The 22,547-nt window shown below is 75.1% G+C and carries 8 protein-coding genes; all 8 read left to right on the top strand.

Going from position 1 to position 22,547, the window contains the following annotated elements; genetic code table 11:
* Positions 1 to 192: 192 nt before the first annotated feature.
* A complete protein-coding gene (locus ACFVGS_RS36315; RefSeq protein ID WP_385696655.1) occupies positions 193 to 4,971 on the top strand; it encodes an amino acid adenylation domain-containing protein in 4,779 nt (1,592 codons plus the stop codon).
* Positions 4,968 to 9,548, top strand: coding sequence for an amino acid adenylation domain-containing protein (locus ACFVGS_RS36320; RefSeq protein WP_385696658.1), 4,581 nt, complete (start codon positions 4,968 to 4,970; stop codon positions 9,546 to 9,548). The genes ACFVGS_RS36315 and ACFVGS_RS36320 overlap by 4 nt, the downstream gene beginning before the upstream one ends.
* Positions 9,549 to 9,919: 371 nt before the next feature.
* Complete coding sequence (locus tag ACFVGS_RS36325) at positions 9,920 to 11,794, top strand: non-ribosomal peptide synthetase (RefSeq protein ID WP_385696660.1); 1,875 nt, start codon at positions 9,920 to 9,922, stop codon at positions 11,792 to 11,794.
* Positions 11,791 to 12,696 carry a thioesterase II family protein gene (locus ACFVGS_RS36330; protein WP_385696663.1) on the top strand — a complete coding sequence of 302 codons (906 nt, stop codon included), beginning with the start codon at positions 11,791 to 11,793 and terminating at the stop codon, positions 12,694 to 12,696. The genes ACFVGS_RS36325 and ACFVGS_RS36330 overlap by 4 nt, the downstream gene beginning before the upstream one ends.
* The gene (locus ACFVGS_RS36335; protein ID WP_385696666.1) at positions 12,696 to 13,886 is read left to right on the top strand and encodes a cytochrome P450; all 1,191 of its coding nucleotides are present in this window, start codon (positions 12,696 to 12,698) and stop codon (positions 13,884 to 13,886) included. The genes ACFVGS_RS36330 and ACFVGS_RS36335 overlap by 1 nt, the downstream gene beginning before the upstream one ends.
* Positions 13,887 to 14,064: 178 nt before the next feature.
* On the top strand, positions 14,065 to 14,277 hold the full coding sequence (locus ACFVGS_RS36340) for an MbtH family protein (RefSeq protein ID WP_384412696.1): 213 nt from the start codon (positions 14,065 to 14,067) through the stop codon (positions 14,275 to 14,277).
* Between the two features lie 8 nt (positions 14,278 to 14,285).
* The gene (locus tag ACFVGS_RS36345; RefSeq protein ID WP_384412755.1) at positions 14,286 to 15,308 is read left to right on the top strand and encodes a TauD/TfdA family dioxygenase; all 1,023 of its coding nucleotides are present in this window, start codon (positions 14,286 to 14,288) and stop codon (positions 15,306 to 15,308) included.
* Between the two features lie 47 nt (positions 15,309 to 15,355).
* The coding region (locus ACFVGS_RS36350) for an amino acid adenylation domain-containing protein (protein ID WP_385696670.1) at positions 15,356 to 22,547 on the top strand (7,192 nt) is incomplete at its 3' end.

Here is a 22,547-nt window from a genome sequence, read left to right on the forward strand (position 1 = left end):
CCGTAGCCCGCCCGGGCGCCCTCGCGCGCCCGGGCGGGCTACGGCGTTCGCGGGAACGTGACTGCTCAAGCGGCAGTTGAAACTGCCGATGGACTTCCGAGCATTCTGCCGATCGGCTCGGAAACACCGCCCTATCGTCGAGACCACTACCGACCACTGCCCGTAGCTTCGTCGATTCATCGGGGTTGGATGATGGAATCTCACGGTTTTCCCTTCATATCCGTCGCGCGCCGCTTTCCGGACCGCCCGGCGCTACGGATCGGTTCCTGGACCGTCACCTACGGGGACCTCGACGAGCTGAGCGGTGCCCTCGCCGCCCGGATCGCCCCCGGACGGACGATCGCCGTCACCGGCAGGGACCGGCTCGACCACGTGGTCGGTCTGCTCGGCGCCCTCCGGGCCGGCGCCGTCTGCCTGCCGCTGGACCGGGAGGCGCCCGAGGAGCGCAACCGCTGGATCCGCGAGGACGCCGGCGCCACCCTCGCGTACACCGACGGCGAGCTCGTCGAACTCGCCGCGTCCGCTCCGTCCGACCGGGCCGGCGACGCCGAGGAGGCCGACGGCACCGGCGGCGACGACGAAGCGGAAGGCCTCGCCGGGACCGCGGGCTACCTCATCTACACGTCCGGCACCACCGGCCGCCCCAAGGGCGTCCACGTGCCGCTCGCCGCGCTGACCGGCCACCTGACCGCCGCCGTCGAGCGCTTCGGGCTCACCGAGGACGACGTGGTGCTGCACTTCGCCCGCCCGACCGTGGACGTGGCCGTCGAACAGGTCCTCACCGCCCTCTGGGCCGGCGCCCGCATCGTCGTACCCGAGCAGCAGCTCATGGCCCCCGCGGCCCTGCTGGACCTCCTCGACGCCGAGGGCGTCACCGTCGCCAACATGGCAGCGGGCTACTTCCAGGAGCTGGTGACCGCGCTGCGCGAGCACGGCCGCGCGGCGCCGCGCACGCTCCGCCTGATGATCTCCGGCAGCGACCGGCTCTACCCCGACGCCGCCGCCGGCTGGTGGGCCGCCACGGGAGTTCCGCTGCTCAACGCCTACGGGCCGACCGAGACCGTCGTCACCGCCACCGTCCACGAACTGACCGGCCCGGCCGCGGGGGAGGACCTCCGGGCGGGCACGGTCCCGATCGGCCGCCCGCTCGGCGACCGGCGCGCCTACGTCCTGGACGAGCGGCTGCGACCGGTGGCGCCCGGCACGCCCGGTGAGCTGTACCTCGGCGGGCCGCTGCTGGCCTCCGGCTACCACGGCCGGTCAGGGCTGACCGCGGGCCGCTTCGTCGCGGACCCCTTCTCGGCGGAGCCCGGCGCCCGCATGTACCGCACCGGCGACGTGGTCCGCGGGCCCGCCGCCGACGCCCCGCTGGAGTTCGTCGGCCGCGCCGACCACCAGGTGAAGATCCGCGGCTTCCGGGTCGAGCCCGGCGAGATCGAGCAGGTGCTCGCCGCCCGCCCGGACGTCGCCGGAGCGGTGGTCGTGGCGCGCGAGGGCCGGCTCGCCGCCTACGTGACCACGGCCGGAACCGCCCCGGCGCCCGACGCCGCCGAACTCCGCGCCCACCTGGCCGAGCGGCTTCCCGAGCACATGGTCCCGGCCACCGTCACCCTCCTGGACGCCTTCCCGCTGACCACCGGAGGCAAGGTCGACCGTTCCGCGCTGCCCGAGCCCCAGGCCGTACCCGCCGCTCCCGCCGTCGGCCGCCGCCCGCCGCGCACCCCCGCCGAGCAGCTGATCGCCGCCGTCTGGGCCGATGTCCTCGGCGTGCCCGAGGTCGGCGCCGACGACAACTTCTTCCACCTGGGCGGCGACTCCCTCACCGCCGTACGCGTGGTCGGCCGCGTCTTCGACGTGTTCGGCATGATCTCCCCGTACACCATCTTCGACGCGCCCACCCTGGCCGAGTTCGCCGCCGCCGTCACCGCCGCGTCCGACGCCGGCGAGCGCCCGGAGCTGGTCCCGACCGGCGCCACCGAGGCGCCGCTCGCGAACTTCCAGCGCGGCCTGTGGTTCCTGGACCAGTGGAACCCCGGCGCACCCACCTACGTCGTGCCCTGGGTCTTCCGCTTCACCGGACCGGTCGACCCGGAACTGCTCCGCCGGGCCCTGGCCGGCGTGGTCGCCCGCCACGGCGCGCTGCGCACCACCTTCGAGCTGGGCGAGGACGGCCCCCGGCAGGTCGTCCACCCCTCCGTGGAACTGCCGTTCACCGTCCGGGAGACCACCGCCGACGCCCTGGACGGGCTGATCGCCGAGGCCGCGCTCGTGCCCTTCGACCTGGAGACCGGCCCGCTCGTCCGCGCCCACCTCTACCGCACCGGCGAGACCTCCACCCTGCTGCTGCTCTGCCACCACATCGTCTGGGACGAGGGATCACTGCCCGTCCTGGAGACCGAACTGGCCGCCGTGTACGAGTCCCTGGCCACCGGGCGCCCCGCGGACCTGCCCGAACTCCCCGTCCAGTACGCCGACTACAGCGCCTGGCAACAGCAGGACCGCGCCGCCGAACGGCAGCTCGACCACTGGCGCGAGCACCTGCGCGACGCGCCCGCCGAACCCGTCCTCGCCACCGACCGGCCCCGCCCCGAGGTCCAGGCCTTCCGCGGCGCCTTCCACCGCTTCACCATGCCCCGCCCGGTCGCCGAGGCCGTCCGGGCCCTGGCCCGCAGCGAGGACGCGACGCCGTACATGGTCCTCCTCGCCGGACTCGCGCTCACCCTGCACCGGCGCACCGGCCGCCGCGACCTCGTCCTCGGCTCCCCGGTGAGCGTCCGCGGACGCGCCGAACTCGACGCGCTCATCGGCTACTTCGTCAACCTGCTGCCGCTGCGCGTCCGCCTCGACGAGACCATGGACTTCCGGGACCTGGTCCGGCACGTCCGCGAGGTGGCCATCGACGGCTACCGCCACCAGGAGGCACCCTTCGACGCCATCGCGGGCGCCGTCATGGCGGACCGCCCCGACGACCGCAGCGAGGACCGCAACCCGCTCTGCCAGGTGCTCCTCGAACTCCACCCGCTGGACACCCGCCCGCTGACCGTCGGCGGCACCGAGGTCACCCGCGAGCTCCACTCCAACCCGGTCTCCCGCTTCGACCTGTCGATCTCCGTCGACGACCGCGGCACCGACTTCACCGGCCGCTTCGAATACGACTCCGACCTCTTCGACCCCGGCACCATGACCGAGCTGTGCGAGGCCTGGCTCGGCACGCTCGCCGCCGCCGTCGAGGCGCCCGTGCACACCCTGTTCGAGGACCGGGCCGCCCGCCGCCCGCGGGCACTCGCCCTGGTCTCCGGCGAGGACCGCCTCGACTACGGCACGCTGAACGAGCGGGCCAACCGCCTCGCCCACCACCTCGGCGGCCTCGGCATCGGCCGCGGCGACACCGTCGCCGTCCTGGTGGACCGCGGACCGGACCTCGTCGTCGCCCTGCTCGCCGCCCTCAAGGCCGGCGCCGCCTACACGCTGCTCGACCCGGACTTCCCGGCCGAACGGCTGGCCGGCGCGGTCGCCGACAGCGGCGCCGCCCTGCTCGTCACCCACCGCGAGACGAGCCCGCCGTTCCCGGTCGCCCGCCACCTCGACCTGGACGCCGAGGCCGCCGCCGTCGCGGCCCGGCCAGGCCACGACCCGGACCTGACGGTCACCGGCACCGACCTCGCCTGCGTGATGTTCACCTCCGGCTCCACCGGCCGCCCCAAGGGCGTCGCCGTCCCGCACCGCGCGCTCACCACCACCTACCTCGGCCAGGACTACGCCCGCTTCGGGCCCGACGAGGTCTGGCTCCAGTGCTCCCCGGTCTCCTGGGACGCCTTCGCCCTGGAGCTCTACGGCGCCCTGGCCTTCGGCGGCACGTGCGTGCTCCAGCCCGGCCAGCGGCCCGACCCGCAGGCCGTCGCCGAGCTGACCCGACGCCACGGAGTCACCCAGCTCCAGCTCTCCGCCAGCCTGTTCAACTTCCTCCTCGAAGAGTTCCCCGACACGTACGACGACCTCCGGGTGGCCTTCACCGCCGGCGAGCGGGCCTCCGTCACCCACGTCGGCAAGGCACTCGACCAGTACCCGCAGCTCGTCGTCGCCAACGGCTACGGCCCCGTCGAGAGCCTCGGCCTCACCACCTGCCACCGCGCCACCCCCGAGGACGCCTCCGGCGCCTCCATCCCGATCGGCCGCGCCCTGCACGGCAAGGACATCCACGTCCTGGACGAGCTGCTGCGTCCCGTGCCGGACGGCACCTCCGGCGAGCTGTACGCGGCCGGCGGCGGGCTCGCCCTCGGCTACGTCGGCCGGCCCGGCCTCACCGCCGAACGGTTCGTCGCCTCCCCGTTCGGCGCGCCCGGCGAGCGGCTCTACCGCACCGGCGACCTCGGCCACCGGACGGCGCTGGGCGTCCTGGAGATCACCGGCCGCGTCGACGACCAGGTGAAGATCCGCGGCTTCCGCGTCGAGCCCGGCGAGATCGAGGACGCGCTCACCCGCCACCCGTCCGTACGGGAGGCCGCCGTCACCGTCCACGAGCCGGCCCCCGGCGACCGGCGGCTCGCCGCGTACGTGACCGCCGCCGGCCCGGCGGCGCCCGACCCGGACGCGCTGCTCGACCACCTGGCCGGACTGCTCCCCGAGCACATGGTGCCGACCACGCTCGACGTCCTCGACGCCCTGCCGCTCAACCCCAACGGCAAGACCGACCGCCGCGCCCTGCCCGCTCCGGTCCACCGCCCCAGGGCAGCCCGGACCGATCCGCTGACCCCGGACCAGCGCCTCGTCGCCGACGCCGTCCGCACCGTCCTGAAACTCGCCGAGGACCCCGGCCCCGACGCCGACTTCTTCCGGCTGGGCGGCAACTCGCTCGCCGCCGTACGGGTCTCCATGCACCTCTCCCAGCAGACCGGCACCCGGGTCCCGCCACAGGTGGTCTTCCGCGGCCGGACCGTCGGCGCCATCGCGGAACGGCTGGCCGCCCGATGACACGACACCCGGGCCAGCAGCCCCGCGACACCCACCTGCCGACCGAAGGGAACGAGGCCGTGACCCCGTCCGCCGACCTGCCCGCAGCGCCGCCGAGCACGCCCCCGGCCGGCCCCGCCCGTACCGCCCCCGTCTCCGGCCTCCAGCGCGGACTCTGGTTCCTCGACCGCTGGAACCCCCAGGACGCCACGTACACCACGCCCTGGACGTACGACGTCACCGGCCCGCTCGACCTCGCGCTGCTCCAGCGGGCCCTCGACGGCGTCGTCGCCCGCCAGGAGGTGCTGCGCACCACCTTCGAGCTGGGCGAGGACGGCCCGCGCCAGCGCGTCCACCCCGCCCTGGCCGTACCGCTCGCCGTCACCGACCTCCGCACCCTGCCCGAACCCCGACGGGCCGGGCGCGCCGAGGAACTGATCGCCGGACGGGCCGCCGAGCCCTTCGACCTGACCACGGGACCGCTGCTGCGCGCCGAGGCCTTCCGGCTCGGCGACGACCGCACCACGCTCCTGTTCGTCGTCCACCACATCGTCTGGGACGGCTGGTCGGCCGAACTCTTCGAGCGCGAACTCGCCGCCTTCTACCGTGCCTTGAGCGAGAACCGGCAGCCCGACCTGCCGGCGCTCACCACCCGCTACGCCGACTGGGCGGAGGAGGGGCGCCACACCTCGTACGAGGAGCACCTGGCCCACTGGAAGCAGACCCTCGACGGCGCCCCCACCCTGCTCGAACTGCCCGGCGACCGGCCGCGGCCCGCCGAGCGCAGCCCGCGCGGCGCCACCGAGCCCTTCGACCTCGCCCCCGGCACCGCGGCCCGGGTCCGGGCCCTCGCCGAACAGCAGGGCGTCACCCCGTTCACCGTCCAGCTCGCCGCCTTCGCCCTCCTCATGAACCGCTGGACCGGCGCCGACGACCTGATCGTCGGCACCCCGGTCACCACCCGCGACCGACCCGAACTCGCCGATCTGCTCGGCTACTTCGTCAACCTGCTGCCGCTGCGCGTCCGGCTCGCCCCCGACGCCACCTTCCGCGGGCTCCTCGCCGACCTCCAGGACGGCGCCTTCGACGCCTTCGGCTACCTCGACGTCCCCTTCGACCAGCTGGTCGACCTGCTCGGCACCACCCGCGACCCGCAGCACCCGCCGCTGGTCCAGGTGGTGTTCGGCGCCCACGCCGAGGACCGCACGCCGCTCGCGCTCGGCGCCGCCACCGCCGTACGCGGTCACCGCTCCAACGGCACCAGCAAGTTCGACCTCACCTGGTCGGTGTTCGACAGCACCGACAGCACCGCCGCCACCGAGCGCGGCACCGGCGGCGGCGAACTCCGCGGCGAGGCCGAGTACAGCAGCGACCTCTTCGACGCCGCCACCGTGCGCCGGCTCGCCGCCGACTACGCCGCCCTCCTCGACGCCGCCCTCGCCGACCCGGACGCCACCGTGCTCCGGCTCACCTCCGCGGGCCGCCCCCACCGACCCGCCCGGCTCGACCCCGGTGACTGCCTCCACCACCTCTTCGAGCGGGCCGCCGACGCACACGGCGACCGGCCCGCCGTGAGCGACGAGCACACCACCCTCACGTACGCCGAACTCGACGCCCGGGCCAACCGCCTGGCCCACACCCTGCTCGAACGCGGAGTGCGCCCCGGCGACCGGGTCGGTCTGCTCCTCGAACGCACGGCCGCCGTCCCGGTCTCCGTCCTCGCCGTGCTCAAGACCGGCGCCGCCTACGTACCCGTCGACCTCGCCGCCCCGGCCGACCGCGCGGCCCTCGTCTTCGGTGACACCGCCGTCACCCTCGTCCTCACCGACCGTCCCGACCGGGCCCCCGACGGCCCCTGGCAGACCCTCGACCTCGCCGCCCGGGCGGCGGAGATCGCCACCCGCCCGGCCGTCCGGCCCCCCGCGGCCGGCCGGCCCGGCGACCTCGCCTACCTCATCTTCACCTCCGGCTCCACCGGCCGCCCCAAGGGCGTCGGCGTCGCCCACGAGCACGTCAGCCGGCTCCTCGACTCCGGCCGCGACCACTTCGGCTTCGGCCCCGACACCGTCTGGACCCTCTTCCACAGCTACGCCTTCGACTGGACCGTCTGGGAACTCTGGGGCGCCCTCCTGCACGGCGCCCGACTCGTCGTCGTCCCCTACCTCACCAGCCGCTCGCCCGACGAGTTCGCCGGACTGCTCGACGAGGAAGCCGTCACCCACCTCTGCCTCACGCCGTCCGCGCTGCGCCAGCTCGAACCGGCGCTGCGCCGCCGGCCGCGCGCCCTGCCCGCCCTGCGCTGGATCATGCTCGGCGGCGAAGCCCTCGACCCGGCCGTCGTCCGGCGCTGGCACGAACTCGACCCGCTGCCGCCCGCCCGGCTCTGCAACCTCTACGGCATCACCGAGACCACCGTCCACGTCACGGTCCACGACGTCGCCGAAGGCGGCACCGGCTTCGAACGCAGCCTCGTCGGCGCACCCATGGCGCACCTCACCGCACTCGTCCTGGACGACTGGCTGCGGCCGTGCCCGCCCGGCGTCCCCGGCGAGCTGTACATCGGCGGCGGCAGCCTCGCGCACGGCTACTGGGGCCGCCCGGGCCTCACCGCCGGCCGCTTCGTCGCCGACCCCTACGGCCCGCCCGGCGCCCGGCTCTACCGCACCGGCGACGTCGCCAAGCGGCTGCCGGACGGCGGCCTCGAATACGTCGGCCGGGCGGACTTCCAGGTGAAGCTGCGCGGCTTCCGGATCGAACTCGGCGAGATCGAGAACGCCGTAGCCGCCCATCCCGACGTCGACGCCTGCGTGGTCACCGTCCACGAGGACCGGCTCGCCGCGTACGTCACGGGACGCGCGCCGGCCGAACCCCAGGACCTGCGGGACTTCCTCGGCCGCACCCTGCCCGCGTACATGATCCCGGCGACCGTCACCGTCCTGGACGCGATCCCGCTCACCGTCAACGGCAAGGTCGACCGGGCCGCGCTGCCCGCGCCCGACCGGGCCGCCGCGGCCACCGCCACCGGCCGGCACGTCGAGCCGCGCACCCCGGAGGAGGAACTGTTCGCCGGCGTCTGGACCGACGTGCTCGGCGTCGCCGGGATCGGCGTCCACGACGACTTCTTCCACCTCGGCGGCGACTCCATCCGCGCCGTCCAGCTGGCCGGCGCGCTGCACGACCGCGGCTGGCAGGTCACCCTGCGGGACGTCTTCAACGCCCCCACCGTCGCCGGACTCCTGCCGCTGGCCCGCCCGGTGGCCGCCGATCCCGACGCCGGCCGGCCGTTCGCGCTGATCGACGAGGAGGACCGGGCCGACCTCCCGCCCGGGATCGTCGACGCCTACCCGATGGTCTCGATGCAGCTCTCCATGGTCTTCCACATGGAGGTCGCCGGCGGCACCGACAGCTACCACAACGTCAACTCCTACCGGATCGCCGGAGACCTCGACGAGACCGCCCTGCGCCGCTCGGTCGAGGAGGCCATGGCCCGGCACGCCGTCCTGCGCACCGGACTCGACCTCTCCGGCTACGGAGAGCCGCTCCAGCTCGTCCACGGGACGCTGCCCGCACCGGTCGAGTTCGCGGACCTGCGCGGCGCGAGCGAGGAGCAGCAGGACGAACGGATCCGCACGGTCTTCGAGCACCACCGGGACCGGCCCTTCGACCTCACCGCACCTCCGCTCTTCCGGATCACCGCGCAGCGCCTCGCCGACGACGCCTTCCAGCTCACGATCTCCGAGCACCACGCCATCCTCGACGGCTGGAGCTTCACCTCGCTCCTCACCGAGATCCTCGAACGGCACACCGCGCTCGCCGCCGACCCGGCCTCCGCGCCCACCCCGCCGCCCCGCACCGCCTTCCGCGACTTCGTCGCCGTGGAACGCGAGGCCGCCGCCGACCAGGAGTCCCTGGCCTACTGGCAGCGGCGGCTCGACGGTGCCACCGGCCAGCTCTGGCCCGGCAGCGAGGACGTCCACGAACTGCCCCGCACCGTGGAACGGGTGCTGCCCGACGCCCCCGGACAACTGCGCGCCGTCGCCGACGCGCTCGCCGTGCCGGTCAAGTCCGTCGCCCTCGCCGCCCACCTCCACGCCCTCGCCCGGATCACCGGGCGGCAGCGGGTCACCACCGGCCTCGCGACCAACGGCCGGCTCGAACGGCTCGGCGGCACCGAGGTGTACGGCCTGTTCCTCAACACCGTCCCGCTCGTCGCCGAACCAGGGGACGACCTGGCGGAGCTCGTCCGCCACGTCCACCGCGAGGAACTGGACATGATGCCGCACCGCCGGGTCCCGTTCGCCCGCCTGGCCCGCATGATGGCCGACACCGCCCTCGACAGCCAGTTCGGCTACCTGCGCTTCCACGCCCTCGGCCGCCTCAGCGCGGCCCGCATCGAAGACGCCCGCATCGGCTGCGAACCCACCCTCCGCCACGAGCCCAACAGCTTCGCCTTCGGCGCCTCCCTGATCCAGGACCCCGTCTCGCACCGCGTGCTGCTCGCCGTGGACCACCAGCGCGCGGTGGTGGACGACGCCACGGCGGAGGAGTTCATGGACGCGTACGAGGCCGCGCTGGCGAGCCTGGCCGGCGACCTCTGACGGAGCGAGCGCGGGAGCGGGACCGTGAGCCCCTGGGCCTGGCGGCGCCTCCGGCGCGGCGGCCTCCACGCCGTACGGGGCCGCGCTCCGGCCCCGTAACGCTGAAGCGGCTCGCCCGAGCCGCGACCAGGCGGTCGGGGCCGGCGAGCCGGGCCGTCGCCCGGCCACCGGCGAGGCCACCGTCGCCCACCGAGTCGCGCGCTGCTCCGTTCCCGCCGTCCGGCGCCCGACGGCGCACGCCCGCCGCCCGCCAGCCGCCCGCCGCCCCGGCGCGACGGCGCCCCACATCGTGATCAGCCCGTCCGTCCCGCTCCACTCACCCACCACAGCTCACTGACCACAGACCACCGACCACCGAGGAGTGCCCTCACATGACCACCTACGCCGAGCCGGCCACCGCTACGGCCGCTGCCACCGACACCCCCGTCCCCCCTCCCGCCGGCGACCTCCTGGCCCGCCTGCGTGCCGCCGTCGCCGCCCACCCGGCTCGCACCGCCGTGCACGCCGTCGACGGCAGCCTCGACTTCGCCGGACTGGACCGCCGTACCACCGCGCTGGCCGGCGCCCTGCGGGCGGCCGGTGTGCGGCGCGGGGACCGGGTCGGCGTGCACCTCGGCCGCACCTCCGACCTGCCCGTCGCGCTGCTCGCCGTCTGGCGGGCGGGGGCCGCGTACGTGCCGCTCGACCCGGCCTACCCGGCCGAGCGGATCGGCTTCATGGCCGCCGACGCACGGCTCGCCGCCCTCATCAGCGCCGACGCCGCGCCGCCCGTACCGGACGGCGTCCCGGTGCTGCGCCCCGACGCCGAGGCCGCTCCGGCCGCCGCGTTCACGCCGCACCCGCTCGACTCCGCGTACGTCATCTACACCTCCGGCTCCACCGGCCGCCCGAAGGGCGTGGAGGTGTCGCACGGCGCCGTCGCGGACCTCGCCGCCGCCCTGGAGCGCAGCGGCGCCTACCGGCCGGAGGCGGGAGTCGTCGCATGGAACGCCAGCGTCTCCTTCGACGCCTCCGTCCAGCAGTGGATCCGGATCTGCCGCGGCGACACCCTCGTGGTGATCGACGACGCCCAGCGCGCCGAACCCGCCGATCTCGTGCGGCTGCTCGCCGAACACGGCATCACCGACCTCGACCTGACGCCCTCGCACTGGCAGCTGCTCCGCGAACCGCTGGCCGGCGCCCGCGTGCCACGACTGTTCATGGGCGGCGAGGCCGTGCCCGCCCGGACCTGGCGCGAACTGGCCGACGGCGGGATCGACGCGCTCAACCTGTACGGGCCCACCGAGTGCACCGTCGACGCGATCACCGCACCGATCACCGGCCCCGGCCCGCACCTGGGCGAGCCGCTGCCCGGCGTCCGCGCGTACCTGCTCGACGACCGGCTCGCGCCGGTCACCGGAGTCGGCGCGGTCGGCGAGCTGTACCTGGGCGGACCCGGTCTGGCGCACGGGTACCCGGGTCACCCGGGTCCGACCGCGGGCCGGTTCGTCGCGGACCCGTTCGCCGCGGAGCCCGGCGCCCGGATGTACCGCACCGGCGACCAGGCCCGTCGTTCCGCCGACGGACTGCTCGAGTACGTGGGCCGGGTGGACCGCCAGGTCAAGGTGCGCGGTTTCCGGATCGAGCTGGGCGAGGTCGAGCACGCGCTCGCGGCCCTGGACGGAGTCACCGCCGCCGCGGTCACCGTCCACGAGGCCGCGCCCGGCGACCACCGCCTCGCCGGCTACGTCACCGGCAAGGCTGCCGACGGGGACGCCGTGGTCCGCCCCGCCGACCTGCTCGCCGAACTCCGCCGCACCCTGCCCGCCCACCTGGTGCCGTCCACCGTGACCGTGCTCGACGCCCTGCCGCTCACCCCGAATGGCAAGGTCGACCACCGAGCCCTTCCCGTTCCGGCCCCCGCTTCCGCCCCGGTCCCGGACACGGCCACCGCCTCGGACACGGGCACGGGCACGCCGGATGCGCACGGGGGCGTGGACGAGCAGGTCGCCGAGGTCTGGCGCACCGTGCTCGGGGTGCCAGCCGTGGAGCCCACCGACGACTTCCTCTCCCTCGGCGGCCACTCGCTCGCCGCCCTCCGCGTCGTCCACCTCCTGCGCCGCAAGCTCGGCGTCGAACTCCAGCTCCGGCACCTCCTCGACGCCGTCGACCTGGCCGACTTCACCGCCGCCGTCCGCCGTGCCGCCGCGGCCGGCCCCGCCGCCGCGCGCCCCGCCCTCACCGCCCGCCGGGCGGCCGTCCGATGACCACCCTGACCACCGCGTCTCACGCCCCGGCCGCCCGGACCGCCCGCCCCCGCGTCGAGGGCGACTGGCTGCTGGTCCCCGCGCCCCAGCCCCACCGCCCCGTCCGGCTGTTCTGCTTCCCGCACGCCGGTGGTGACGCCACCGCCTACAGCCCGCTGGCCCGCGCCCTCGCTCCCGCCGCCGAGGTGTGGGCGCTGCGCCCGCCGGCCAGGGGCGGACGCAGCCGGCACCCGATGCCGCCCGACTTCGACGCCCTGGTGGCCGACGTCACCGAGGCGCTGACCCCGCACCTGACCGGTGGCGAGGGCGGCAGGTTCGCCTTCTACGGGCAGAGCTTCGGCGCCCTGCTCGCCTACGAGGTGGCCCGCGCACTGCCCGCCGACCGGCGCCCCGAGCTGGTCGTCGTGGCAGGCGCACCCAGCCCCGCCGAGTGGGAGGAGCGGGAGACCGGCAACCTCGACGCCGCCGAACTCCTCAGACTCACCGGTCTGGAGGAGCTGGTCAGCGCCGATCCGGACCTGGCCGAGCTGGCCCTCGGGGCCATCCGTACCGACCTCGCCGTCAGCGCCACCTACCGGCACCGCCCGCACGCGCCGATCGGCTCCGCGCTCCACGCCCTGGCCGGAGCCGACGACCCGATGCTCGCCACCACCCGCCTGTCCGGCTGGGCCGACCACACTCGAGGTGCCTTCGACCACGGCGTCGTGACCGGCGGGCACCTGCTGGCCACCGTCGACCGGCCGGGACCGGACGACCTCCTCCGCGCTCTCCTGACGCAGCGCCAGGCACCTGGAGCCGGCCCCGGCCGCACCTCCACCTCCGGCTCCATCTCCACCGCGGGCCTCGACCCCACGTCCACCTCCACTCCCGTCCCGTCCGTCACCGCCCCCAAGGAGCACTGATGCCGACCCTCGCCACGACCGCCGTCGACCTGACCGACCCGGGCCTGTGGGCGCGGCCGGGCACCCCCGGCCTCGTCGCCGAACTGCGCCGCGAGGCGCCCGTCCACCTCACCGACACGGTCGACGACGGCCCCGTGTGGTCGGTGCTCACGTACAAGGAGTCGGCGGACGTCCTGCGCAACGCCGCCGTGTTCAGTTCGGAGTCCGGCTCGCTGCTCGGCGCCGGCGAGGGCAACGTGCCGGTCGGCTCGGGACGGATGATGGCGCTCACCGACCCGCCCCGCCACCGCGAACTGCGCGCCCCCGCCAACCCGTTCTTCTCCAAGGGCGGGGTACGGGGCGCCGCCCGCTCCATCGCCGAGCGGGCCGGCGAGCTCTTCGACTGGGCCGTCGAGCAGGGCGAGGTGGACCTCGTCGACGTGGTCTCCGCGCTGCCGCTCGCCGTCATGTGCGACCTGCTCGACGTGCCCGAGAAGGACCGCGACATGGTGGTCCGGGTCTGCGACGTCGCCTTCCTCGGCCGTACGCCGGAGGAACGGCGGGCCGGGCACCAGCAGTTGATCCCTTACCTGCTGCACCAGGTGATGCTGCGTCGTTCCGACCCCCGCGACGACCTGATCTCCATGATGGCCACGTACAAGGTCGGCGGGCGGCTCCTGCCGGTCGAGGACGTCGTGCTCAACCTGGACAACATCGTGGTGGGCGGCGTCCAGACCGTCCGACACACCGCCGCCATGGGCCTGCACACCCTCGTCCAGCGGCCCGACCTGTGGCGGAAACTGCAACAGGGCGAGGTGTCCATGGACTCCGCCGTGGACGAGCTGCTGCGCTGGACCTCGGTGGGCCTGCACACACTGCGCACGGCCACCCGGGACATCGAGCTGGGCGGCCGGCAGATCCGGCGCGGCGACCGGGTCGCGGTATGGGTGTGGTCCGCCAACCGGGACCCGGGGGCCTTCGACCGGCCCGAGGAGATCCTGCTCGACCGCTCGCCCAACAAACACCTGGCCCTCGGCCTGGGCGCCCACTACTGCATCGGTGCCCCGCTGGCGAAGGCCGAGCTCAGCGCCCTGTACTCGGCCGCGCTGGAGAAGGCGGCCCGCATCGAGCCCGCCGGGCCGGTCGAGCACAACCGCTCGATCATCAACTTCGGCCTGGACCGCTTCCCCGTGCGCCTCGTCCGCCGATGAGCCGCCCGCCCCGCCACCCCGGGCGCCGTGCGCCCGCGGCGCAGGCCCCGCGTGCACCCCGCCCGGCGGCAGTGCGCCAACTGCCGCTCACCTGCCGGAGCTTGTGCCGCTCCGGCCGCTGCGGCGCCCATACCTTCGAATCGCACCCCGGATCACCGATCACCCTACGGAGACCACCATGAGCAACCCGTTCGAGGACGACAACGCCGGCTACCTGGTCCTGGTCAACGACGAGAACCAGCACTCGCTCTGGCCGGTCTGGATCGACGTGCCGGCCGGCTGGACCGCCGTCCACGGCGAGGCCCCCCGCCAGGAGTGCCTCGACTGGATCGAGGCCAACTGGACCGACATCCGCCCGGCGAGCCTGCTCGCCACCCTCGACCAGCGGTGAGCGCCGCCATGCCGACCTGGGAGCTGAACCCCGGCCGCCCGGCCCTCACCCACGTGCCGCCCACCGCCGACCTCGCCGAGGCCTGCGACTGGCTGCGCGAGAACGAGACCGCGCTGACCGCCGCCCTGCACGAGCACGGCACGATCTTCCTGCGCGGCCTGCCGGTCGCGCAGGCGGCGGACGTCGCCGCCGTCCGCGACGTGCTGATCCCCGAGCCCACCCCGTACCGGGAGAAGGCCACCCCGCGCAGCGACTTCGGTGACGGCGTCTTCTCGTCCACCGACCTGCCGCCCGCCCAGTCGATCCGCATGCACAACGAGAACAGCTACACCCTGACCTTCCCCGGCCGGCTGCTCTTCGCCTGCCTCACGGCGCCCGAGACCGGCGGCGCCACCCCGACCGCCGACGTCCGCAAGGTCCTCGCCGGGCTCCCCGACCACCTGGCGGCGCGCGGCCGGTCCTCCGGCTGGACGCTCACCCGGAACTACTCGGACTACGTCTCGCTCGGCTGGCGCACCGCGTTCGGCACCGAGGACCGCGCCGACGTCGAGGCGTACTGCCGGGAGAACGGCATCGCCTGGGAGTGGCGTCCGGACGGCAACCTCCGCACCAGCCAGCTGCGTTCGGCCACGATCCACCACCCCCACACCGGCGAGGAGGTCTGGTTCAACCACCTGGCCTTCTGGAACGAGTGGTCGCTCGACCCGGACATCCGGGAGGCGATGGTCGACGAGTTCGGCCCGGACGGGCTGCCGTTCAACACCGGCCTCGGTGACGGCGAGCCCCTGTCGCGGGAGGACGTGGACGCCCTGAACGCGGCCTACGACGCCGCCACCGTCCGCGAGACCTGGCAGGCCGGCGACGTGATGCTGGTCGACAACGTGCTCTGCGCGCACGGCCGCGACCCCTACCGGGGCGACCGGAAGATCGCCGTCGCGATGGGCCGGCCCGTGGACCTCCTGGAGTGCAGGCCCACGGTGGACCCCACCGCCGACCGCACGGCGAACCCGTCCACCGCCGTCCCCGCCTGAGGCGATCCGACCACCATCCACGCCGTGACGTGAGCAGAGGAAGCACCGTGATCCCGGTTTCGTACGCACAACAGCGTCTCTGGCTGATCGACCAGATCGAAGGGCCGACCGCGCTCTACAACCTGCCGTTCGCGGTCCGCCTGCGCGGCACGCTCGACATCGAGGCACTGCGCGCGGCGACCGCCGACGTGGTCGCCCGGCACGAGGCCCTGCGCACCGTGTTCCCGGTGGCCGACGGGGTCCCGGTGCAGCGGATCCTGCCGTCCGCCGAGGCGCGGATCGCCTTCGAGTCGGTGAGCTGCGCACCCGGCGACTACCCGGACCTGCGGGACCGGGCCGCCGCCCGCACCTTCGACCTGGCCACCGAACTGCCCCTCCGGGTCACGGTCTTCTCGCTCACACCCACCGCCACGCCCACGCCCACGACCACATCCACCGCCGGGCCCTGCCCGCCGACGGACGCCGAGCACGTGCTGCTCGTCGTGCTCCACCACATCGCCGGTGACGGCTGGTCGCTCGGCCCCCTGCTGCGCGACCTCGCCACCGCCTACACCGCCCGCCTCGCCGGCTCCGCACCCGACTGGGAGCCGCTGCCGGTCCAGTACGCCGACTACGCGCTCTGGCAGCGTGACCTCCTCGGCGACGAGACCGACCCCGACAGTCTGATGAGCCGTCAGCTCGACTACTGGAGAGGAGTCCTGTCCGGACTGCCGGAGGAGCTGGAGCTGCCGGTGGACCGCCCCCGGCCGCCCGCCCCGACCGGCGCCGCGGACGCCGTACCGTTCCACTACGGCCCCGAGCTGCACACCGCCCTCACCGACCTCGCCCGCCGGCACCGCGCCACCCTGTTCTCCGTCCTCCAGGCCGGTCTCGCCGCGCTGTTCACCCGGCTCGGCGCCGGCACCGACATCCCGCTCGGCACCGGCGTGGCGGGCCGCTCCGACGAGGCCCTCCACGACCTGGTCGGCTTCTTCGTCAACACCCTGGTGCTGCGCACCGACACCTCCGGCGACCCGGCCTTCACCGAACTCCTGGGCCGGGTGCGGGAGTCCCAGCTCGACGCCTTCGCCCACCAGGACGTGCCGTTCGAGCGTCTCGTCGAGGAGGTCAACCCGGTCCGCGCCCTCGGCCGTCACCCGCTGTTCCAGACCCTGCTCGTGCTGCAGAACCACGAGGAGGGCGAACTCGGCCTGCCCGGCCTGGAGTCGGAGCCCGAACCGCTCGGCCTGCGGGTCGCCAAGTTCGACCTCAACATCGGCATCACCGAGCGGCGCACCGCCGACGGCGCCCCCGCCGGCCTCACCGGTTCCGTCGAGTACGCGGCCGACCTCTACGACCGCGCCACCGTCACCACCCTCTTCGAGCGCCTCGGCCGGCTCCTCGCCGCCGCGGCCGCCGACCCCGAGGCACCGATCGGCACCCTCGACATCCTCGCGCCCGAGGAGCACGACCGCCTGCGCGAGGAGTGGAACGCCACCGCCGCGCCCGTCCCGTACGGCTCGCTGCCGGAGCTGTTCGCCGCCCAGGCCGCCCGTACCCCGGACGCCGTGGCACTCGCCCACGACGGCGGCACCGTCTCCTACGCCGAGCTCGACACCCGCGCCAACCGGCTCGCCCACCACCTGATCGCCTCCGGTGTCGGTCCCGAGTCCCCGGTCGCCCTGCTGATGGAACGCTCCGTCGACCTGGTCGTCGCCACCCTGGCCGTGCTCAAGGCAGGCGGCTGCTACGTCCCGATGCACGCCAGTCTGCCGCCGGAGCGCATGGCCGCGCTCCTCGCCGACACCGCCGCTCCCGTCCTGCTCACCGACCGCGCCGATCCCGGCTTCCCGCACAGCGCCGCCGTGGTCCGCCCCGGCGACGAGACGGCCGCCCCGGCACACGACCCCGGCGTCGCCGTCCACCCCGACCGGCTCGCGTACGTGATGTTCACCTCGGGCTCCACCGGCACGCCCAAGGGCGTCGCCGTACGCCACCGCGACGTCGTCGACCTCGCCGCCGACCGCCGCTGGCAGGACGGCCGGCACCGGCGGATCCTGCTGCACTCCCCGCACGCCTTCGACGCCGCCACCTACGAACTGTGGACACCGCTGCTGTCCGGCGGCACGGTCGTCGTCGCCCCGCCCGGCAGCCTGGACGCCGCCGCCCTGCATGCCGTCGTCACCCGGCACGAGGTGACCGCGGTCTTCCTCACCAAGGCGCTCTTCGACCTGGTCGCCGAGCAGGCCCCGGAGACCTTCCGCGCCCTGCGCACCGTCTGCACCGGCGGCGAGGCCGCCTCCGGCACCCTGATGCGCCGCGTCCTCGACCACTGCCCCGACCTGCTCCTCGCCCACGTCTACGGACCGACCGAGGCCACCACCTTCGCCACCCACCACCACCTCGTGCCCGCCGACCTGGCCGGCCCGCGGCCGCCGATCGGCGGCCCGCTCGACAACATGCGCGCCCACGTCCTCGACGCGCGGCTGCGGCCCGTCCCGCCCGGCGTCCCCGGCGAGCTGTACGTGGCGGGCGCCGGCCTGGCCCGCGGCTACTGGAACCGGCCCGCGCTCACCGCCGAGCGCTTCGTCGCCGACCCTTCGGCGCCCGGGGAGCGGATGTACCGCACCGGCGACCTGGTGCGCCGCCGGACCGACGGCGCGATCGAGTTCCTCGGCCGGATCGACGGCCAGGTCAAGCTGCGCGGCTTCCGGATCGAGCTCGGCGAGATCGAGGCCGCCCTCTCCCGCCACCCGGCCGTCCGCCAGGTCATCGTGATCGCCCGCGAGGACCGCCCCGGCGACACCCGGCTCGTCGGCTACTGCGCCGTCACCGGCTCCGTACCCGAGGAGAACGGGGAGAACGGCGAGAACGACGAACTCGCCGCGGAAATCAAGGAGTTCGCCGCCGCCACCCTGCCCGGCTACATGGTCCCCTCGTCCGTCGTCGTCCTGCCCTCCCTGCCGCTCAACGCCAACGGCAAGGTCGACCGGCGCGCGCTGCCCGCGCCCGAGCTCGCCGCCGACACCGCCGGCCGCGCCCCGCGCGACGAGCGCGAGCGCGCCCTGTGCGTCCTCTTCGGCGAGATCCTCGGCATCGACGACATCACCATCGACGACGACTTCTTCGAACTCGGCGGCCACTCCCTCCTCGCCACCCGCCTCATCGGCCGGGCCCGCACCGAGCTCGGCGCCGAACTCGCCATCGGCGACCTCTTCCAGGCCCCGACCGTCGCCGCCCTCGCCGCCCGGCTCGCCACCGACCCGGCCCGTCCCGCCCTGCGCCCGGAGCCCCGGCCCGAGCGGCTGCCGGTCTCCTTCGCCCAGCGCCGGCTGTGGTTCCTCGGCCAGGCCGAAGGCCCCGCCACCACCTACAACGTCACCCTCGCCCTCCGGCTCACCGGCCCGCTCGACCCGGCCGCCCTGGAGAGCGCGCTCGGCGACGTCGTAGCCCGCCACGAATCGCTCCGCACCGTCTTCGGCGCGCACGACGGCATCCCGTACCAGCGGATCCTGCCCGCGGCCCCGGCGCCGCTGCTCACCGTCACCGACCGCCCGGTGCAGGAGCTGGTCGGGCACACCTTCGACCTGGCCGCCGACATCCCGCTGCACGCCTACCTGCGGCCCGAGTCGCCCGACGAGCACGTCCTCCTCCTGGTGATGCACCACATCGCCGGCGACGGCTGGTCGCTGCGACCGCTGTTCCGCGACCTCGCCGAGGCCTACACCGCCCGGCTCGGCGGCGAGCGGCCGGCGTGGGAGCCGCTGCCCGTCCAGTACGCCGACTACACCCTCTGGCAGCACCGGCTGCTCGGCGACGACACCGACCCCGAGTCCCCGGTCTCCCGCCAGCTCGCCCACTGGCGCGAGGCGTTGTCCGGACTGCCGGACGAGCTGCCGCTCCCGCTCGACCGGCCGCGCCCGGCGGTCGCGAGCCACCGCGGCGACGTCGTGCCGCTGGAGCTCGACGCCGAGCTGCACGCGCGGCTCACCGAGCTGGCCGTCGCGCACGGAGCCACCCTCTTCATGGTGCTCCAGGCCGCCTACGCGACCCTGTTGCACCGCTTCGGCGCCGGCGACGACCTGCCCGTCGGCACCCCGCTGGCCGGCCGTCTCGACCCCGCCCTCGACGAGCTGGTCGGCTTCTTCGCCGGCACCCTCGTGCTGCGCACCGACCTCGGCGGCCGGCCCACCTTCGCCGAACTCCTCGCCCGGGTCCGGGAGACCGACCTGGCCGCGTACGCCCACCAGGACGTGCCGTTCGAGCGTCTCGTCGAGGAGCTCAACCCGGCCCGCACGCTGGCCCGGCACCCGCTCTTCCAGGTGATGATCGCGTTCGACAACACCGCGGGCGGCGGCAGCCCCGAGCTGCCCGGCACCCGCACCGCCTACGAGCCCCTCGGCCTGCCCACCACCGCCTTCGACCTCACCCTCAACCTCGCCGAACGCCACCACCCGGACGGCAGTCCGGCCGGCCTGGAAGGCGGCCTCGAGTTCGCCACCGACCTGTTCGACCGTGCCACCGCCGAACGGCTCGCCGAGGCCCTGACCCGCCTGCTCGTCCAGGCCGCCGACGACCCGCACCGCCCGGTCGCCGAGCTCGACGTCCTCGGCGAGACCGGCCGGGCCGCGCTCACCGAGTGGCACGACACCGACCGGCCCGGCGCCGGCGTCCTCGTCCCGGCGGCCTTCGCCGCCCAGGCGGCCGCGACCCCGGGCGACACCGCCCTGGTCTTCGGGGACACCCGCCTGACGTACGCCGAACTCGACGCCCGGACCAGCCGCCTGGCCCACGGCCTGATCGCCTCCGGCGTCGGCCCCGAGGACGTGGTCGCCCTCGCCCTGCCGCGTTCCGCCGAATCCCTGGTCGCCGTCCTCGCCGTGCTCAAGGCCGGTGCCGCCTTCCTGCCGCTGGACGCCGAGTATCCGCGCGACCGGATCAGCCACATGCTGGCCGACGCCCGCGCGGCCGCCGTGCTCACCGGTGCCGGCTGGCCGCTGCCCGAGGTGCTCGACGGCCTCACCGTCCTCGACGCCGCCGAGGAGCACTGGGCCGCGCAGCCCGCCGACACCCCGCCCCTCCGCGTCGGCCCGTCCCACGCCGCCTACGTCATCTACACCTCCGGCTCCACCGGCCGGCCCAAGGGCGTGGTGGTCCGCCACGGCGGCCTCGCCAACCTGCTCGCCTTCCACCGCGACGTCACCGTCGCCGCCGCCCAGGAGGCCCGCCCGGGACGCCGGTTCCGGTTCGCCCAGACCGCCTCGCTCTCCTTCGACACCGCCCTCGAGACGCTGCTGTGGATGGTCGCGGGACACGAGCTCCACCTGCTCGACGACGACCTGCGCCGCGACGCCGCCGCGATCGTCCGCTACGCCGAGGACACCGGCGCCGACGTCTTCGACGTGACCCCCGGCCACGCCCAGCGGCTGGTCGAGGAGGGCCTGCTCGACCGCTGCCCGCCCGCCCTCCTGATGGTCGGCGGCGAGGCCCTCGGGCAGAGCCTCTGGACCGCCCTCACCGCCGCCCCCGACACCGTCGTGCTCAACATGTACGGCCCCACCGAGTGCACCGTCGACGCCCTGCACCACCGGCTCGACGGCGACCCGCGCCCCCTGATCGGCCGCCCGCTGCCCAACCTCCGCGCCCACGTCCTGGACGCCGGCCTGCGGCCCGTACCGCCCGGCGTGCCCGGCGAGCTGTACCTGAGCGGCGCCGGCCTGGCCCGCGGCTACCTCGGCCGGCCCGCGCTGACCGCCGAGCGCTTCGTCGCCGACCCGTTCGCGCCGGGCGACAGGATGTACCGCACCGGCGACCTCGTCCGGCGCCGCCCGGACGGCCGGGTCGAGTACCTGGGCCGCACCGACCACCAGGTCAAGGTGCGCGGCTTCCGGATCGAGCTCGGCGAGATCGAGACCGTCCTGACCGGCCACCCCGACGTCCTCCAGGCCGCGGTGCTGGCATACGACGACAGCGCGGCCGGCGCGGCCGGCACCCGCCTCGCCGCCCACGTCGTCACGCGGACCGCGATCGACCCCGCCGCACTGCGCGCCCACGCGGCCGCCTCCCTTCCGGACCACATGGTCCCGGCGGCGTTCGTGACCCTCGACGCGCTGCCGCTCACCGTCAACGGCAAGCGCGACCGTTCCGCGCTGCCCGCTCCCGACTTCGCCGTGGCCACCGGCGGCCGCGCGGCCCGTACGGCGCCCGAGGAGATCCTCTGCGGCCTGTTCGCCGAGGTGCTCGGCGTGACCGGACAGGTCTCGGCCGACGACGACTTCTTCGCCCTCGGCGGGCACTCGCTGCTCGCCACCAGGCTGCTCAGCCGGGTGCGCTCGGTACTCGGCGCCGAGCTCGGCATCCGTGACGTCTTCGAGGCGCCGACGGTGGCCGGCCTGGCCCAGCGCCTGGACGGCGCCGGGGCGCGACTCGCCCTCACCGCCGGCGACCGCCCCGAGCGCCTTCCGCTCTCCTCCGCCCAGCGGCGGCTCTGGCTGATCGACCGCATGGAGGGACCGAGCGCGCTCTACAACATGCCGCTCGCGCTGCGCCTCACCGGCCCGCTCGACCCGGCCGCCCTGGAACTCGCCCTGGGCGACCTCGTCGCCCGCCACGAGATCCTGCGCACCCTGATCGCCGAGCACGACGGCGAGCCCCACCAGCTGGTCCTGCCGTCCGCCGACGTCACGCTCCCGGTGGCACCGCGCGACTGCTCCCCCGAGTCGGTCGACGCCGAGATCGACCGGGCGGCCCGCCGTCCCTTCGACCTGGCCGCCGAACCTCCCGTACGGGTCACCCTGCTCCGGGTCGCTCCCGAGGACCACGTCCTCGTCGTCGCCCTGCACCACATCGCCGGTGACGGCTGGTCGATGGGCCCGCTGCTGCGGGACCTGGCCGCCGCCTACGGCGCGCGCCGCGAGGGTGCGGCGCCCGACTGGCAGCCGCTGCCGGTGCAGTACGCGGACTACGCGCTCTGGCAGCGTGACCTGCTCGGCGACGAGAACGACCCCGACAGCCTGGTCGCCCGCCAGCTCGCCTACTGGCGCGAGAACCTGGCCGACCTCCCCGAGGAGCTGACGCTCCCCGTCGACCGGCCGCGCGGCGCCCGCGCCGACCACCGGGGCGAACGCGTGGCCCTGCCCCTCGACGCCGAACTGCACCGCGCGCTCGTCGAGTTGAGCCGGGAGCACCGGGTCACCCTGTTCATGACCTTCCAGGCCGCACTCGCCGCGCTGCTGACCCGGCTCGGCGCCGGCACCGACA

The organism is Streptomyces sp. NPDC127114, from assembly GCF_042677525.1.
Taxonomy (GTDB): Bacteria; Actinomycetota; Actinomycetes; order Streptomycetales; family Streptomycetaceae; genus Streptomyces.

Bases quoted from the DNA above. Each gene is read 5' to 3' on its own strand.
- ACFVGS_RS36315 (WP_385696655.1), top strand. From the start codon at position 193: ATGGAATCTCACGGTTTTCCCTTCATATCCGTCGCGCGCCGCTTTCCG.
- ACFVGS_RS36320 (WP_385696658.1), top strand. From the start codon at position 4,968: ATGACACGACACCCGGGCCAGCAGCCCCGCGACACCCACCTGCCGACC.
- ACFVGS_RS36325 (WP_385696660.1), top strand. From the start codon at position 9,920: ATGACCACCTACGCCGAGCCGGCCACCGCTACGGCCGCTGCCACCGAC.
- ACFVGS_RS36330 (WP_385696663.1), top strand. From the start codon at position 11,791: ATGACCACCCTGACCACCGCGTCTCACGCCCCGGCCGCCCGGACCGCC.
- ACFVGS_RS36335 (WP_385696666.1), top strand. From the start codon at position 12,696: ATGCCGACCCTCGCCACGACCGCCGTCGACCTGACCGACCCGGGCCTG.
- ACFVGS_RS36340 (WP_384412696.1), top strand. From the start codon at position 14,065: ATGAGCAACCCGTTCGAGGACGACAACGCCGGCTACCTGGTCCTGGTC.
- ACFVGS_RS36345 (WP_384412755.1), top strand. From the start codon at position 14,286: ATGCCGACCTGGGAGCTGAACCCCGGCCGCCCGGCCCTCACCCACGTG.